We start from the raw sequence: 15,347 nt of genomic DNA, 5'->3' as shown, positions 1-15,347 counted from the left end.
AGGTGCGCCCCGCAATAGGTCAATTGATTTAAGGTCATTTAAGGGGTATTTACGCTTGAATACCGAGCTTTTTTAGCAAAGAGTCCAGCTCATCAAATTGGCTAAAGCGAATTCTGAGCTCGCCCCCTTTACCCTTAAGCTTAAAATCCGCACTCAAGCCGATTAAATCGGCAATTTCTTGCGTCAAACGACGCATATCAGGGTCGCGGCTGGGTGTACCGCTATCGCCTGACTTTATTTTTGTCTTTTTATCGCCAATTTGACCCCCTGCTAAAGCCAAGGCAGTAGACATTCTTTCGGCCTCACGAACCGATAAGCCTTGGGCAGCTATTCTTTGCGCCAAAGCAACTTGGCTGGCTCCGGGCAAGGGAAGCAATGCGCGTGCATGGCCCATATCAATAGCACCCGCCAAAAGCATTGCCTGAACCGGCTTTGCTAACTGACTTAAGCGTAATAAGTTTGTAATGGCGCTGCGAGATTTTCCAACCGCTTTAGCGGCCTGCTCATGAGTGAACCCGAACTCCTCAATTAAGCGCGCCAATCCTTGAGATTCTTCCAGCGGATTTAAATCCTCTCGCTGCATGTTTTCGACCAAAGCCATTGCAGCAGCAGCTTGATCATCAGCACCAGAAACCAGCACCGGAACCTCTTTTAATCCAGCCAAAGTTGCGGCCCGAAAACGTCGCTCGCCAGCAATAATTTCGTATTTCCCGGGAGAAACCAAGCGAACTAACAGCGGCTGCATTACGCCTTGCTCACGAATACTTTCCGCCAGCTCCTGAAGAGCGCTCAACTCCATCTTTTGGCGTGGTTGATATTTTCCCGCTTGTAATGCCGTTAATGGCAGACGATTAATTTCTGCAACGGCATCTTGAGGCACCTTGTTACCGAGCAATGCATCGAGCCCGCGACCCAAACCTTTTTTCTTAATTGCAACCATAATATTTTTAATTGTCCCTGGCTTTACATTTGTTTAATGCGCTCTATCATTTCAGCGCCAAAATCCAAATAAGATTTAGCGCCTCGTGATGTTTTATCGAAAACCACCCCAGGGAGCCCATAGGACGGGGCTTCTGCCAGACGCACATTGCGAGGAATAATAGTTTTAAATACCTTATCGCCAAAGTGTTCTAGCAGTTGATCTGACACCTGTTGCTGCAATGTCATGCGCGAATCAAACATCACGCGCAAAAGACCAATGATGACTAAATCAGGGTTGAGATTGGCATGCACCTGTTTGATCGTATTTACTAAGTCCGACAAACCTTCAAGCGCAAAGTACTCGCATTGCATTGGCACAATCACACCATTGGCCGCACACAATCCATTTAGTGTTAACAAAGAAAGAGCGGGTGGGCAATCAATCAAAATAAAATCATAATCATTGGCCACTTCAGAAAGCGCTACTTTCAAACAGCCTTCGCGATCATCAAAATCTACTAACTCTATTTCGGCGCCCGCTAAATCACGATTTGCTGGTAGAACATCATAGCCCGCACTTTCACATCGCAGTGCACTTGCCTTGACTGAAGAGAGTCCGATTAACACCTGATAAACCGTGTTTTTTAAATCCGCCTTTTCAATGCCCGAGCCCATCGTTGCATTACCTTGTGGATCCAAGTCCACCAATAAAACGCGCTGCTGATGGCCCGCCAATCCGGCGGCCAAGTTAACAGCAGTAGTCGTTTTACCGACTCCACCTTTTTGGTTTGCAATACAGAATATTTTGGCCATTTTTTCTTAAGGAGTGAAGGGGGTTATCGCAGGGGACAGCACTAATAAGCGTCGTTCCACCGCTAGAAGCGGAATATGCAAAGACTCATCGGCGAGCAGTGTCCACTTGCTCATGGAAACCCCCAGCAGCTCTTCGTCCGCACGCCTTGCTTTCATGGCAAACACTAAGCCGCCGGGCTTTAATAAAGGCAAAGATAAGTCTAAAAAATGATTGAGATTAGTAAATGCCCTAGAAATAACGGCATCAAATTGTCCGGGCCTAGATTGCGCTACCGCCTCGACGCGCTCACTTAGTACCTCGATGTTTTTCAGAGCCAGCCTTCCTCGAACATGTTGCAAAAAGGCGGTTTTCTTGCGAACCGCTTCAATCAGCGTTAAGTGCCAAGTTGGCTGCACAATAGCTATTGGAATTGCAGGCAAACCTCCGCCCGAGCCAAGATCGGCGATTTTGGGGTTTGTGGCTGTCAAGAACTGACGCATAATTGGTAAAACCGTAATAGAATCAATGAGATGCAGTCGTACTGACTCTTCAGCTCCCTCAATCGCCGTTAAGTTATGCACCCGATTCCAGCGGCCCATTTCCTGCAAAAACAGATCTAGGTCCGCGATATTTGAGGAGTTTAAATCGAGGCCTATATTTTCAATGCCCAAAGCCATTAGTTCGCTACTCATGAATTTCCTCCTGAGCGCGCCCCAAGCCTTTTTTGAGATAGACCAGCAACAAGGAAAGGGCGGCAGGGGTGACCCCAGAAATTCTGCCGGCCTGACCTAAGGTTTCTGGCTTGTGAAGATTCAGCTTTTGCTGAACCTCTTTGGATAGGCCAACAACCTCGGTATAGTCTAAAGACTCAGGCAAGGGAAAGGATTCGTTATAGGCTTGTCGTGCAATTTCTGCCGTTTGTCGATCTATATATCCTTGATATTTAATCGATATTTCAACTTGATCACTAATTTGACCCGCCAAACCTAAATCGTTATCCAAGCTGCCTACAGACCAAAGGCCGTTTTCTAAGCCAGTAATCGCATCGTAAGTGAGGCCTGGTCGACGTAAAATTTCAGCCAAACTACACTCATGAGATAGGTCTTGGCCTAAAAGCTGTGATAGCGCCTTTGCTGCATGGTGTTTTGGGCCCACCCAAATGTCTTGAAGTCGCGATGTTTCACGTGAAACAGCCTCCTGCTTTCTACAGAAGGTTCTCCAGCGATACTCATCAACTAAGCCAAAATCATGTCCGATGGTTGTGAGGCGCAAATCAGCATTGTCTTCACGTAAGCTTAAGCGGTATTCGGCGCGGCTAGTAAACATACGATAGGGCTCTTGGACCCCCATGGTAATCAGATCATCAACCAAAACACCAATGTAAGACTCACTTCGCTTAGGCACCCAAGGCTCTTTACCTTGGGCCGCTAAACCCGCATTAATGCCGGCAAGCATGCCCTGAGCGGCTGCTTCTTCATAGCCTGTTGTGCCGTTAATCTGGCCGGCGAAATAAAGTCCACCAATGGCCCTAGTCTCCAGACTATGGCGTAAGTGGCGGGGATCAAAAAAATCATACTCAATTGCATAGCCAGGTCGCACAATTACTGCGGCCTCCAACCCCCGAATACTGCGCACCAAATCCCATTGAACATCGAAGGGAAGGCTCGTAGAGATTCCGTTAGGATAAAACTCGTTAGTTGTAAGACCCTCAGGCTCCAGAAATATTTGATGACTGTTTCTTGAAGCGAAGCGGTGGATTTTGTCTTCTATAGAGGGGCAGTAACGGGGTCCAACCCCCTCAATCACGCCGGTATACATTGGAGACCGATCTAGGCCGCCACGAATAATGTCGTGTGTTTGCTCATTTGTATGAGAAATCCAGCAAGGAACCTGCTTGGGATGTTGCTCGGGACGACCCAAATAAGAAAACACTGGCACGGGATCTAAGTCGCCGGGCTGCTCCAGCATGACAGAAAAATCAATGGTCCGGCCATCAATTCGGGGTGGGGTGCCTGTTTTTAATCTTCCCTGCGGAAGCTTTAACTCTTTTAAACGGTCGGACAAAGAAACAGCCGCGGGATCGCCTGCTCGTCCCCCGGCATAGTTGTTTAATCCTACGTGGATTTTTCCATTCAGAAACGTCCCCGCAGTAAGCACTACCTTCTTGGCAGTGAACTCCAAACCCATCTGAGTAATAACGCCCTGGACCTTATCGCCCTTGACGACTAAGTCATCAACGGCTGCCTGGAAAAGGGTTAGATTTTCCTGGTTCTCAAGGCGATGCCGAATGGCTGCCTTATATAAAACACGATCAGCCTGAGCGCGGGTTGCGCGAACCGCAGGCCCCTTGCTTGAATTTAGAATTCGAAACTGAATTCCAGCCTCATCTGTTGCTGCAGCCATGGCACCACCCATCGCGTCAATCTCTTTAACTAGGTGGCCTTTACCAATACCTCCAATAGAAGGATTACAGCTCATAGCGCCCAAACTCTCAATACTATGGGTAATCAATAAGGTATCGCAACCCATGCGCGCCGAAGCAAGTGCGGCCTCAGTCCCAGCATGACCGCCGCCAACCACAATGACATCGAAATTTTTTAGATAGCGCATGAATTGCCTTAGATAGGGCGATGATCATAGCATTGTGTGGGTTTCACGTGAAACAATTGGCCACTCTAATGTCTATATTGCGATACTATATAACACAAGCTATTGATTTAATTAAATATTTTAAAAATATTGCAGTCGACACTAAAGATCCGCCCCATGACAAAAACACTCTAGAAAAGATAGGGCTAGCTTTTGCTCTTGAAAAAATGAGCAATCTCACCAACGACACCGCGTCGAAATGCCAAAACACAGATAACAAAAATAAAGCCAGTAGCAATAGTGCTCCATGAGCCGATGTTAGCTAAATAATTTTGAAGCCCAACAACAATGCTGGCACCAACTACTGGGCCAAGAATAGTCCCCATGCCACCCAAAAGCGTCATTAACACTACTTCGCCCGACATATGCCAATGAACATCTGTCAGTGTTGCCAACTGAAAAACTAAAGTCTTTAACGATCCAGCCAAACCAGCAAGGGCGGCAGAAAGCACAAACGAAATCAACTTAAAACGGTCAACGTTATAGCCAAGAGAAATAGCGCGCGGCTCATTCTCTCGAATAGCCTTAAGCACCTGCCCAAAAGGTGAGTGCACGGTACGCAAGATCAAAGCAAAGCCGCCCAAGAAAACGGCCAACACAAAATAGTACATCGTGACGTCGTTTTTAAGATCAATAAAACCAAAAAGCATTCCGCGAGGCACACCCTGAATTCCGTCTTCACCGCCAGTAAAGGGAAGTTGTACTGCTAAAAAATATACCATTTGAGAGAGAGCCAAAGTCACCATCGCAAAATAAATACCTTGGCGACGAATCGCTAGCGCACCAATTAAAAAACCCAACACCGCAGAACAAAGAACGCCCAAAAGAATGGCAAGCTCAGGAGATAGGCCAATTTCTTTACATAAATAGGCGGTGATGTAAGCGGAGGTTCCAAAGAAGGCAGCATGCCCGAAAGAAAGAAGGCCCGTAAAGCCTAATAACAAATTAAACGCGCAAGCAAAAAGAGCAAAGCACAACACCTTCATAGCAAATACTAAATAAATAAAATCCTGAAAGGGTAGCAGCAAAGCCAACAAAACCAAAACAGCATAGACCCACTTAACATTTAAGTTCATATTATTTTTCCCGACCAAAAAGACCGGCAGGGCGAATTAATAAAACAATCGCCATGATGACAAAGATAATAACGCCTGATGCTTGGGGATAAAAAACTTTGGTTAGCCCCTCTACTAGACCCAAAGCAAGTCCGGTCAGAATCGAACCCATGATAGAGCCCATGCCACCAATAACTACAACAGCAAAAACCACAATAATTAAATTGGAACCCATTAATGGGTTTACTTGAAAAATAGGCGCAGCAAGAACACCAGCAAAGCCTGCGAGGCCAACGCCGTATGCGTAAGCTAACGAAATCATTAGCGGCACGTTAATACCAAAAGCTTGAAGTAATTTTGGATTCTCTGTACCCGCGCGAAGATAGGCGCCCAGCTTTGTTCTTTCAATAACATACCAAGAAGAAAAGCAAACAGTTAAAGAGGCGACCACTACCCAGACGCGATATTTAGGCAAGATGATGCCGATAGCTTCTAGCGGGATTGCCCCTTGCAAAATTTCTGGTGCGGAATAGCTTTCACCTGAAATGCCATACCAATGCCGGAACATTCCTTCGATGATGAGCGCCAGACCAAAAGTGAGTAGCAGCCCATACAAATGGTCTAAGTGATAAAGGCGTCGCAACATGGTGCGCTCTAGAATTAAACCAAACCCCGCCATCACCAAAGGAACAAGTATTAGAGCAAACCAATAATTAATTGAAAAATCAGGGAAGCCAAACCATTACCCAACTTGAGTTAACCCAATCCAGGCAACAAAAGCACCCATGGTGTATTGAGCACCATGAGAGAAATTGATGATATTGAGAAGGCCAAAAATAATGGCTAAGCCCAAACTTAGAATCGCATAGAACGATCCATTGATAAGCCCCACCAAGAGCTGAGCAGCCAGTCCTTGGGGGGTAATTCCTAAAAGTTCAAACATGTTAGTTAAGGCTCAATTACTTATTAGTAACCAATTTACATTTTGACAATGCAAGTGGCTGCGTTGCTTCGGCAGCAGGAATCACTGCGCGCACATTGTAATAATCCCAAGGGCTCTTTGATTCAGATGGTTTTTTCACTTCCAACAGATACATATCATGCTCGAACTTACCATCAGCACGAATTTTGCCTTTAAACAAACCATCATCAATATTTGTAGACTTCAACACCTTCATAACCGCCTGGGTATCGTCAGTGCCGGCTTTTTGAACCGCGTTTAAATAAGCAAGGACTGATGAATAAACGCCAGCTTGGACCATGGTTGGCATACGCTTGTGTTGCAAAATAAAACGCTTAGAAAATTCACGTGTCTTGTCGTCTTTATCCCAATAAAAACCCTCTGTCAAATACATTCCTTGCGCAGCATTCAAACCTAAAGAATGCACATCAGAAATGAACATGAGCAATGGAACAACCGTTTGCTTTTTATTGACACCAAATTCAGAGGCTTGTTTAACCGTGTTAATCGTATCAGCGCCCGCATTAGCTAAAGCAACCACATCAGCACCACTAGCCTGCGCCTTTAGTAGATATGAAGAGAAATCGCTATTAGGAAATGGATGCTTACTAGTTCCCAAAACTTTACCGCCATTCGAAGTAACCACTGCAGTAGCGTCTTTTTCAAGCGCAGCTCCAAATGCATAGTCCGCCGTAATGAAGTACCAATTCTTTTTTCCCTGCTTAACTACAGCCTTGCCAGTGCCATTTGATAGCGCGTAAGTGTCATATGCCCAATGAACATTATTTGGGGTGCACTTTTCATTGGTAATGGTTACTGAACCAGCACCCGAGACCAAAGTAATTTTATTTTTTTGCTCAGCCACCTCCATAACCGCTAAAGCAACGTTGGTCGACACCAATTCAACAATGACATCAACACCATCTTTGTCGTACCACTCTCGCGCTTTATTGGCGGCAATATCAGCTTTATTTTGATGGTCAGCACTTACCAACTCAATCTTTTTACCAATTACTATGCCGTCTTTTGAAAAGTCCGCAATCGCCATTTTTGCTGCGATAACGGCGCCAGGGCCAGCTAAATCTGAATATATGGAGGATAAATCTGTCAGCACCCCAATTTTGACAACGTCACCACTTACTTTAGAGCCGCTTTGAGCGAACACTGGATTGGTGCCAAACAGAGCGCCCGCAACCAGACATGCGGTTATTTGCTTTAACTTCATTCCCATCTCCTATAGAAAATCACTAGATACCAAGATACTCGTTTAATAAGGTGGCTTTTTCTGCCAACTCTCTCTGCTCAACCACCTCAACCACCCTGCCGTGCTCTACAACATAATGCCGATCCGCCAAAGGTGCCGCGAACCTAAAATTCTGCTCCACTAAAATAATAGTGAACCCTTTATTCCTTAGACTGCTTACCACTTCGGCCAATTTCTCAACAATGACCGGGGCCAGGCCTTCAGTAATTTCGTCTAATAGCAGTAATTTGGCGCCAGTCCTCAGAATCCGAGCCATTGCCAACATTTGCTGCTCTCCGCCAGATAGTCGGGTGCCAGGGCTATTGCGCCGATCATATAAATTAGGGAACATCTCGTAGATTTCGTCTAGACCCATACCGCCCGCGGCTATCTCCGGCAGCAGAAGTAAGTTTTCCTCCGCGCTTAAGCTGGCAAAAATACCTCTCTCCTCAGGGCAATATCCAATACCTAGTCGTGCAATCTTGTAAGTTGGCATGGCAATGGTTCCTCACCATAGATGCAAACAGAACCTTTTTTTTGCTGGTTAAGCCTAAGATCGTTTTAAGAATTGTGCTTCTGCCGGCGCCATTTCGACCCAATAAAGTAACTACCTCCCCATTGTTTACAGAGAAATTTACTCCATGCAAAATATGGGACTCTCCATACCAGGACTCTAGACCTTCAACCTTCAGCGCAACCGAACTCACAACACACCCCCACCTTGGCTGCCCATATAAGCCTCAACAACCAACGGATTACAAGAAACCTCTTGATAAGAGCCCTCCGCTAGAACCGAGCCACGCTGCAAAACGGTGATGCGATTAGCAATTGAAGAAACCACCTTCATGTTGTGCTCCACCATTAAGATGGTGCGGCCTTTAGACACGCGCTCAATTAGCTCGGTTACCCGCTCCACATCCTCATGCCCCATACCTTGAGTCGGCTCGTCCAATAGCATGAGCTCCGGCTCCATTGCAAGGGTGGTCGCAACCTCTAACGCTCTTTTGCGACCATAAGCCAAGTTGATTGCCTCTACATCGGCAAAATCAGCCAAACCTACTTCACATAAAAGCTCTTCCACCCTTTCATGAAGAACCTTCAAAGAGGCGCCCGATTTCCAAAAATGGAAGCTCGAGCCCAATCCCTGCTGCAGTGCAACACGGACATTCTCTAAAACACTGAGGTGCGGAAAGACCGCTGAAATTTGAAAAGAACGAATGATGCCGCGCCGCGCTATCTGGGCAGGGCGCTCTTTAGTAATGTCTAAACCGTTAAATATAATTTGGCCACTAGATGGCTCTAAAAACTTAGTAAGCAAATTAAAGCAAGTTGTTTTGCCGGCGCCGTTTGGCCCAATAAGAGCATGAATAGAGCCACGAGCTACATTTAAATTAACATCACTAACCGCTTGAAAACCTTTAAAGGTTTTCCCAAGACTGACGGTTTTTAATATGGTGTCTTGCAAGCGCAATTCCTTGAACTATTTAAAAACAAAGGACAAGCATACCTTAAGCAATCACTTATCTATATAGCAGTAACCCTAAAGGGGTCATGATAGTTTTTACTTATTTTGTATATTTTTTAAATAGCCTTGAATAGCAAACATTGCAGATTCATCCAAAATATCCATAGGCACCCTTTGGGCGCCCTGCATGATCATTAAGGCATAAGGCTTAGCCAGTGCTGCAGCTTCAGGGCAAAGGTGAAGCTCTTCCCCTGGCGCGGGTGATTGGCTGCGCCAATAATTAATTGCTAACTCTAATTCTTGAATGGATAAAAATACCATTGGGGGCGGACTACTTAGAGTCAAGGGACAGCATGGTGCCACGGCACTTTTTTGCACCACAGCGACAGCTGTAATCTTTTTTCATCTGCTTTGTAATGGGGCCCTCAACATCAAGTGAGTAGTCGTAAAACAACTCCTCACCAACTTTGAGATCGCGCTTAGCGTAAATAAAAACGCGGGGCTCCCCGACAAAACTGTCTTCGCGAGTTTCGCAGCTAGGCTTACAAGAATGATTGATCCATCGCGCCGCATTACCGCCATACTTCGCATCAATACATCGACCGTCTTCAAGAGAAAAATAAAAGGTGTGATTAGGGTCACTAGGATCATGTGGATGACGCTTTTCAGCTAGCTTCCAACTAATGCGTTCGCCCTTGTATTCAATAATGGCCGCACCTTTTTTAATCGTCTTAGCTACAAACACACCCTTCCCATGAATGGGTGAAGATTGCACAACAACTCGAGTGCGATCAATAGCGGGAGCTAACAACTTCTTTTTACTCATACAAATTAAACATCTAGGTTGCGAGCAATTAAAGCGTTCTTCTCGATAAAGGCACGCCGCGGCTCAACCTCGTCGCCCATTAATGTAGTGAAGACTTGATCGGCCGCAAGGGCATCTTCAATTTTCACTTGGAGTAGCGTTCTAGAGCCCGCATCCATTGTGGTTTCCCACAACTGTAAGGGGTTCATCTCGCCCAAACCTTTATACCTTTGACGACTAAGAATGCGCTCCGCCTCAGATAGCAACCAAGCAAAGGCCGCTCTAAAATCTTGGATGGATTGTTCTTTCTGGTTTTTATCAGGGTCACCGCGGCGCACCTTAGAACCAGGCAAGACCTTACCAGACAATACCGCTGCAGCGTTAGCCAGGCTTTGATAATCATCGCCCTGTACAAAATCGGAATTAATGGCTGAGAGCTTTAGGTTGCCATGAATGCGACGAGATAATAATAATTTGTAGCGCTCAGTACGCTCCTCTTTTTGCACAACAATTTCTGGTGGCAAAGCCAAAGGATTTAAAGACTGGGCTAGCGCAACACGCAAACGCTCAGCCGAATCTTGCGCTTCTTTTTCAGTGTCTAAGTTTAATGGAGTGCCTGACGCAATTGCGCGCAAAGCATCCTCATCAATTGTTCGTGAGAGTCGATCCACAACCGACTGAATCACTTGATAGTGCTTTGCCAACTCTCCTAACGCATCCCCTTCGATAATTTCTCCAGAAGGCATTTGAAGGGAGGCAGATTCGAGGGCAATTTTTAACAATAGTTGATTAAGCTCAACATCATCTTTAATGTATTGTTCGTTTTTACCGTACTTCACCTTGTACAAAGGTGGTTGAGCTATATAAATATGGCCCCGCTCAATCAGCTCGGGCATTTGTCTATAAAAGAAGGTAAGGAGTAGGGTTCGAATGTGGCTGCCATCGACGTCCGCATCGGTCATGATGATGATGCGGTGATAGCGCAACTTGTCAGCCTTGTATTCATCAATACCAATTCCAGTACCCAAGACGGTAATTAAGGTAACCACCTCTTGACTTGCCAGCATCTTATCAAAGCGTGCCTTCTCGACGTTAAGAATTTTTCCTTTTAAAGGAAGAATCGCTTGAAAGCGGCGGTCACGCCCTTGTTTGGCTGAGCCACCCGCAGAATCTCCCTCAACAATAAACAGTTCAGACTTGGTAGGATCTTTTTCTTGGCAGTCAGCCAATTTTCCCGGCAAACCTAAACCGTCAAGAACGCCTTTACGCCTTGTCATGTCGCGTGCTTTACGTGCCGCTTCACGCGCACGTGCCGCATCAACAATTTTGCCGCACAGAATTTTTGCATCTGCTGGACGTTCTTGCAAATAGGCGCTTAAGGCCTCAGCAACAATTTCCTCTACCGGGCCACGAACTTCACTTGAAACCAGTTTGTCTTTTGTTTGGCTCGAAAATTTAGGCTCAGGAACCTTGACCGACAAAACGCAAGCCAAACCTTCGCGCATGTCATCCCCGGAGATTTCTACTTTTGCCTTTTTTGCAACTTCATGTTCATCAATATATTTATTGATAACACGCGTCATGGCTGCTCGTAGTCCGGTAAGGTGTGAACCTCCATCTCTTTGCGGAATGTTGTTAGTAAAACAAAGCACCTGCTCACTAAAGCTGTCATTCCATTGCATTGATACTTCAGCGGTAATGTCGCCACCTAAGTCGGAAGGACGTATACCTTCCGCATAAAAAATGTTTGGATGCAATACATTTTTATTTTGGTTGATGTATTCAACAAAACCTTTAACTCCACCAGAAAAAGCAAAATCCTCTTCTTTTCCTGAACGCTGATCAATTAGTTTAATATGCACACCGTTGTTAAGAAAAGAAAGTTCTCGAATTCTCTTAACAAGAATTTCATAATGAAACTCAACGTTCCCAAAGATTCCTTCGTCCGCTAAGAAGTGCACCTCTGTGCCAGAGAGGCTGGTATCGCCAGTTACCGTAATTGGAGATGTAATAACACCATCCTCATCCAAAATATTACGATTTTGAATTACGCCGCGCGCGAACTCCATGTAATGTGTTTTGCCGTCACGGCGTATTGTTAGCTTTAACCATTTGGATAATGCATTTACACAACTTACACCAACCCCGTGTAGGCCGCCAGAAACCTTGTAACTGTTTTGGTCAAACTTGCCGCCTGCGTGCAACTCAGTCATTACAATTTCAGCCGCACTTCTTTTAGGGTCGTGTTTATCGTCGTATTTGATGCCTGTTGGAACACCTCGGCCATTATCAACAATAGAAATAGAGTTGTCTGTTTGAATTACCACTGTAATCTCGGAACAATGTCCAGCCAGAGCCTCATCAATAGAGTTGTCTAAAACCTCAAAAACAAGGTGATGTAAACCGGTTCCATCGGAGGTGTCTCCGATATACATACCAGGACGTTTGCGGACCGCCTCTAGACCTTCAAGTATTTGAATTGATGATGCACCGTACTGCTCTACTACTTTTTTTTGTTCAGTCATTTTTTTCTAAATTAAATACGCATTGGCATTACGACATACTTGAAATCTTCAGAATTTGGAAGAGTGACAACGGCACTGCTGTTGGCGTCACCTAAACTAATTTGAATATTCTCATTTTTTAAGTTTGACAAAACGTCTATCAAATAACTTACATTAAATCCAATCTCAACATCCTCACCGTCGTACTCAATAGCAATTTCTTCCTGCGCTTCTTCTTGCTCTGCGTTTGTTGACTGAATTGTAATTTTGTTTAATGAAAGTGAAAAACGAACGCCTTTGAATTTGTCCGTAGTTAAAATGGCTGCTCGCTGCAATGCAGACTGTAAAAGTTCTCGGCCAACAACCAATGAGTTTTTGTGCCCTTTAGGGATAACTCGTTGAAAGTCTGGAAACTTTCCTTCAACTAGTTTCGAAATGAGCTCGATATCGCCAAAAGAAAATTTAATTTGATTTGAGGTTAAGCTCATTTCAAGTAAGTCGTCAGAGTCACCCAATAGGTGTTGACACTCGAGAATAGTCTTGCGCGGAATAATAATTTCTTGTTTTTCACCAGAGCCAATTGGTGCCTCTAATAAATCTATTTGCGAGAAAGCGAGTCGATGTCCGTCGGTTGCAACAGCGATCACTTTTTTGCCCTCAACCACCAAAAGCATTCCATTAAGGTAATAGCGAATATCTTGCTGCGCCATAGCAAAGTGCACCTGGCTAATTAACTGACGGAAACTTTTTTGCGTCATCTTCCAGCTAGCCGTTACTTCTCCAACGCTTTGCATAACCGGAAACTCAGCAGCTGAAAGCGTCTGCAGAGAAAAGCGGCTCTTACCGCTTTGAACAACCATTTTGTTATCTTTTAAATTTAATGCAACTGGTCCCTCAGGGAGCGCTCTTAAAATGTCCAGCAGCTTTCTTGCCGCCACCGTTGTTGTTACTTCTTCAATCCCAACTCCAAAATTAGCACTAGTTGTAATTTGAATTTCAATATCTGTCGAGACAAATGAGATTTTGTCACCAACTTTTTTGAAAAGAAGATTTGCGAGTATTGGCAGAGAATGTCTACGTTCAACAATTCCACTTACAACTTGTAATGGTTTTAATAGGCTGTCGCGTGAAGCGTTTACGAGTTGCATTGTTTTTAAGTCCTTGTATATATCTTATTAGTAGTAGTAATAAGGCCTGCAGTTTCCGTGGATAAGTCAAAAATTCCATTAAAAACAACCAATTAAGACAACTAAAACCTGTTGAAAACTTTTGTATAAATACTGCATAAGTTGTGCATAACACTCTTCTGTGCCGCTATTTTTGCATGAAGCGTGGCCTTTTTACAACTTATCCACAATCCATCCCCATACTTATCCATTAACTTATCCACAACTGTTTTTAGTTGGAAAAGTTATGATTTTAATGTTTGCTCGATTACATGGACCTCATGATTCAGTTGACTATTGTGGGAACGCTCCTCACCGATTTTACGCACTGCATGCAATACAGTAGTGTGATCGCGGCCACCAAATAACTCGCCAATCTCGGGTAGACTCTTCTGGGTCAACTCTTTTGCCATAAACATCGCAATTTGCCGCGGACGCGCGATGTTTGCTGGGCGTCTTTTTGAGTACATGTCGGCGACCTTAATGCTATAAAAATCTGCAACGGCTTTTTGGATGCTGTCCACTGAGATTTGTCGGTTTTGTATGGATAAAAGGTCCTTAAGTGCCACTTTAGCGACCTCAATAGTGACTTCTTTGCCATGAAAACGAACATAAGCCAGAATTTTACGTAACGCTCCTTCAAGTTCTCTTACGTTCGACCTTAGGTGCTTGGCAACGAAAAAGGCAACATCCTCACTCATAGGAATCCCTTCGCCTAGCGCCTTTTTCATTAAAATTGCGACGCGCATCTCTAGCTCTGGCGGCTCGATAGCTACAGTAAGCCCAGAATCAAAGCGGGAAATAAGGCGATCATCAATACCCGCCATTTCTTTTGGATAAGTATCACTAGTAATAATTACCTGAGCTTTGTTGCCTAAAAGCGCTTCAAAGGCATAAAAAAACTCTTCCTGGGTTCTTGATTTGCCGCTAAAAAACTGAATATCATCAATTAGCAGCAGGTCTAAAGAGTGGTAATAGCGCTTAAAACGATCAAACGCCTTTTGTTGGTAAGCCCTAACCACATCTGAAACATACTGCTCAGCGTGAATATAGCGAATACGTGCGTTCGGTTTTTCCTTAAGAAGGTGATTTCCAATTGCATGGATTAAGTGCGTCTTTCCAAGCCCAACCCCGCCATATAAAAACATGGGGTTGTAGGAAGTCCCGGGGTTGTGGGCAACCTGAATAGAGGCCGCCCGAGCTAACTGATTGGCCTTACCCGTAACAAAAGTTTCGAACGTAAGGTTAGGGTTTAATTTTGAGTGATCCTCAATTTCAAAGGCTTGCTCATCGACCAAGGTGTCATCCTTAACAACAACCTCTTCCTTGGGGGATGCTCTACCTATGGGGGTTGACAGCAGATCGGCATCTTCTCTGGCCCCGTCAACACTTAATACCAAGTGGATCTTCATGGCGCAGCCAAAATATTCACATGCCAGCGCCTGGAAACGGTCTGAAAAAGTCTTTTTAATCCAATCTAGTTTGAACCTGTTTGGTGCTCCTAGAGTAAGTGACTGTTCACTTTCGTCTTGGCCAACGAAAATCAATGGTTGTATCCAGGTTTTATATTGTTGGGGCGAGAGCTCTCGCGCTAATTTACTAAGCGCATCATCCCAAAATCCCAGTGGGCTAAGCGCATTTAATGTGGGTGAGTTTTGTAAGTTGTTCATTTTTAGAGGATTCATTGTAGCGATCTCCTGAAGTTATCCACAAGCTCTGAAAACGTGGAAAAGCTGTGGATAACTTGTGGATAAAAACTAAAAATTCATAAAAAACAACAAGCTA

General features: G+C 44.8%; 12 protein-coding genes and 2 pseudogenes. All 14 read right to left on the bottom strand.

The window, feature by feature from the left end; translation table 11 throughout:
• Nucleotides 1–49: 49 nt before the first annotated feature.
• The 14 genes and pseudogenes from QUD86_RS00070 to dnaA all read right to left on the bottom strand — a co-directional run bounded on the left by QUD86_RS00070 (nucleotide 50) and on the right by dnaA (nucleotide 15,247).
• Complete coding sequence (locus tag QUD86_RS00070; protein ID WP_286297096.1) at nucleotides 50–940, bottom strand: ParB/RepB/Spo0J family partition protein; 891 nt, start codon at nucleotides 938–940, stop codon at nucleotides 50–52.
• 23 nt (nucleotides 941–963) lie between these two features.
• On the bottom strand, nucleotides 964–1,734 hold the full coding sequence (locus QUD86_RS00065; RefSeq protein ID WP_286297093.1) for a ParA family protein: 771 nt from the start codon (nucleotides 1,732–1,734) through the stop codon (nucleotides 964–966).
• A gap of 6 nt (nucleotides 1,735–1,740) precedes the next feature.
• Nucleotides 1,741–2,406 carry a 16S rRNA (guanine(527)-N(7))-methyltransferase RsmG gene (rsmG, locus tag QUD86_RS00060; protein WP_286297092.1) on the bottom strand — a complete coding sequence of 222 codons (666 nt, stop codon included), beginning with the start codon at nucleotides 2,404–2,406 and terminating at the stop codon, nucleotides 1,741–1,743.
• Nucleotides 2,399–4,324 carry a tRNA uridine-5-carboxymethylaminomethyl(34) synthesis enzyme MnmG gene (gene mnmG, locus QUD86_RS00055; protein WP_286297091.1) on the bottom strand — a complete coding sequence of 642 codons (1,926 nt, stop codon included), beginning with the start codon at nucleotides 4,322–4,324 and terminating at the stop codon, nucleotides 2,399–2,401. Before mnmG ends, rsmG begins: the two co-directional genes overlap by 8 nt.
• A gap of 185 nt (nucleotides 4,325–4,509) precedes the next feature.
• Entirely contained in the window at nucleotides 4,510–5,439 is a 930-nt protein-coding gene (locus tag QUD86_RS00050; RefSeq protein ID WP_286297090.1) for a branched-chain amino acid ABC transporter permease, read from the bottom strand.
• A 1-nt stretch (nucleotide 5,440) separates the two neighbouring features.
• Nucleotides 5,441–6,361: pseudogene (locus QUD86_RS00045) on the bottom strand (branched-chain amino acid ABC transporter permease).
• 16 nt (nucleotides 6,362–6,377) lie between these two features.
• Nucleotides 6,378–7,604 carry an ABC transporter substrate-binding protein gene (locus QUD86_RS00040; RefSeq protein ID WP_286297088.1) on the bottom strand — a complete coding sequence of 409 codons (1,227 nt, stop codon included), beginning with the start codon at nucleotides 7,602–7,604 and terminating at the stop codon, nucleotides 6,378–6,380.
• Between the two features lie 22 nt (nucleotides 7,605–7,626).
• Nucleotides 7,627–8,329: pseudogene (locus QUD86_RS00035) on the bottom strand (ABC transporter ATP-binding protein).
• Nucleotides 8,326–9,093 carry an ABC transporter ATP-binding protein gene (locus tag QUD86_RS00030; RefSeq protein ID WP_286297085.1) on the bottom strand — a complete coding sequence of 256 codons (768 nt, stop codon included), beginning with the start codon at nucleotides 9,091–9,093 and terminating at the stop codon, nucleotides 8,326–8,328. Before QUD86_RS00030 ends, QUD86_RS00035 begins: the two are co-directional and overlap by 4 nt.
• 90 nt (nucleotides 9,094–9,183) lie before the next feature.
• Nucleotides 9,184–9,408, bottom strand: coding sequence for a DUF3717 domain-containing protein (locus QUD86_RS00025; RefSeq protein WP_286297082.1), 225 nt, complete (start codon nucleotides 9,406–9,408; stop codon nucleotides 9,184–9,186).
• A gap of 10 nt (nucleotides 9,409–9,418) precedes the next feature.
• Nucleotides 9,419–9,913, bottom strand: a complete 495-nt coding sequence (locus tag QUD86_RS00020; RefSeq protein WP_286297079.1) for an SET domain-containing protein — start codon at nucleotides 9,911–9,913, stop codon at nucleotides 9,419–9,421.
• Between the two features lie 5 nt (nucleotides 9,914–9,918).
• Entirely contained in the window at nucleotides 9,919–12,417 is a 2,499-nt protein-coding gene (gyrB, locus tag QUD86_RS00015; protein WP_286297076.1) for a DNA topoisomerase (ATP-hydrolyzing) subunit B, read from the bottom strand.
• A gap of 11 nt (nucleotides 12,418–12,428) precedes the next feature.
• Nucleotides 12,429–13,544, bottom strand: a complete 1,116-nt coding sequence (dnaN, locus tag QUD86_RS00010) for a DNA polymerase III subunit beta (RefSeq protein ID WP_286297073.1) — start codon at nucleotides 13,542–13,544, stop codon at nucleotides 12,429–12,431.
• A 263-nt stretch (nucleotides 13,545–13,807) separates the two neighbouring features.
• On the bottom strand, nucleotides 13,808–15,247 hold the full coding sequence (gene dnaA, locus QUD86_RS00005; RefSeq protein ID WP_502928869.1) for a chromosomal replication initiator protein DnaA: 1,440 nt from the start codon (nucleotides 15,245–15,247) through the stop codon (nucleotides 13,808–13,810).
• Between the last annotated feature and the right edge of the window lie 100 nt (nucleotides 15,248–15,347).

This window comes from Polynucleobacter sp. TUM22923 (assembly GCF_030295705.1).
Taxonomy (GTDB): domain Bacteria; phylum Pseudomonadota; class Gammaproteobacteria; order Burkholderiales; family Burkholderiaceae; genus Polynucleobacter.
This window is presented reverse-complemented; position numbering and strand designations above follow the sequence as displayed.

Bases quoted from the DNA above. Each gene is read 5' to 3' on its own strand.
- QUD86_RS00070 (WP_286297096.1), bottom strand. From the start codon at position 940: ATGGTTGCAATTAAGAAAAAAGGTTTGGGTCGCGGGCTCGATGCATTG.
- QUD86_RS00065 (WP_286297093.1), bottom strand. From the start codon at position 1,734: ATGGCCAAAATATTCTGTATTGCAAACCAAAAAGGTGGAGTCGGTAAA.
- rsmG (WP_286297092.1), bottom strand. From the start codon at position 2,406: ATGAGTAGCGAACTAATGGCTTTGGGCATTGAAAATATAGGCCTCGAT.
- mnmG (WP_286297091.1), bottom strand. From the start codon at position 4,324: ATGCGCTATCTAAAAAATTTCGATGTCATTGTGGTTGGCGGCGGTCAT.
- QUD86_RS00050 (WP_286297090.1), bottom strand. From the start codon at position 5,439: ATGAACTTAAATGTTAAGTGGGTCTATGCTGTTTTGGTTTTGTTGGCT.
- QUD86_RS00040 (WP_286297088.1), bottom strand. From the start codon at position 7,604: ATGAAGTTAAAGCAAATAACCGCATGTCTGGTTGCGGGCGCTCTGTTT.
- QUD86_RS00025 (WP_286297082.1), bottom strand. From the start codon at position 9,408: ATGGTATTTTTATCCATTCAAGAATTAGAGTTAGCAATTAATTATTGG.
- QUD86_RS00020 (WP_286297079.1), bottom strand. From the start codon at position 9,913: ATGAGTAAAAAGAAGTTGTTAGCTCCCGCTATTGATCGCACTCGAGTT.
- gyrB (WP_286297076.1), bottom strand. From the start codon at position 12,417: ATGACTGAACAAAAAAAAGTAGTAGAGCAGTACGGTGCATCATCAATT.
- dnaN (WP_286297073.1), bottom strand. From the start codon at position 13,544: ATGCAACTCGTAAACGCTTCACGCGACAGCCTATTAAAACCATTACAA.
- dnaA (WP_502928869.1), bottom strand. From the start codon at position 15,247: ATGAATCCTCTAAAAATGAACAACTTACAAAACTCACCCACATTAAAT.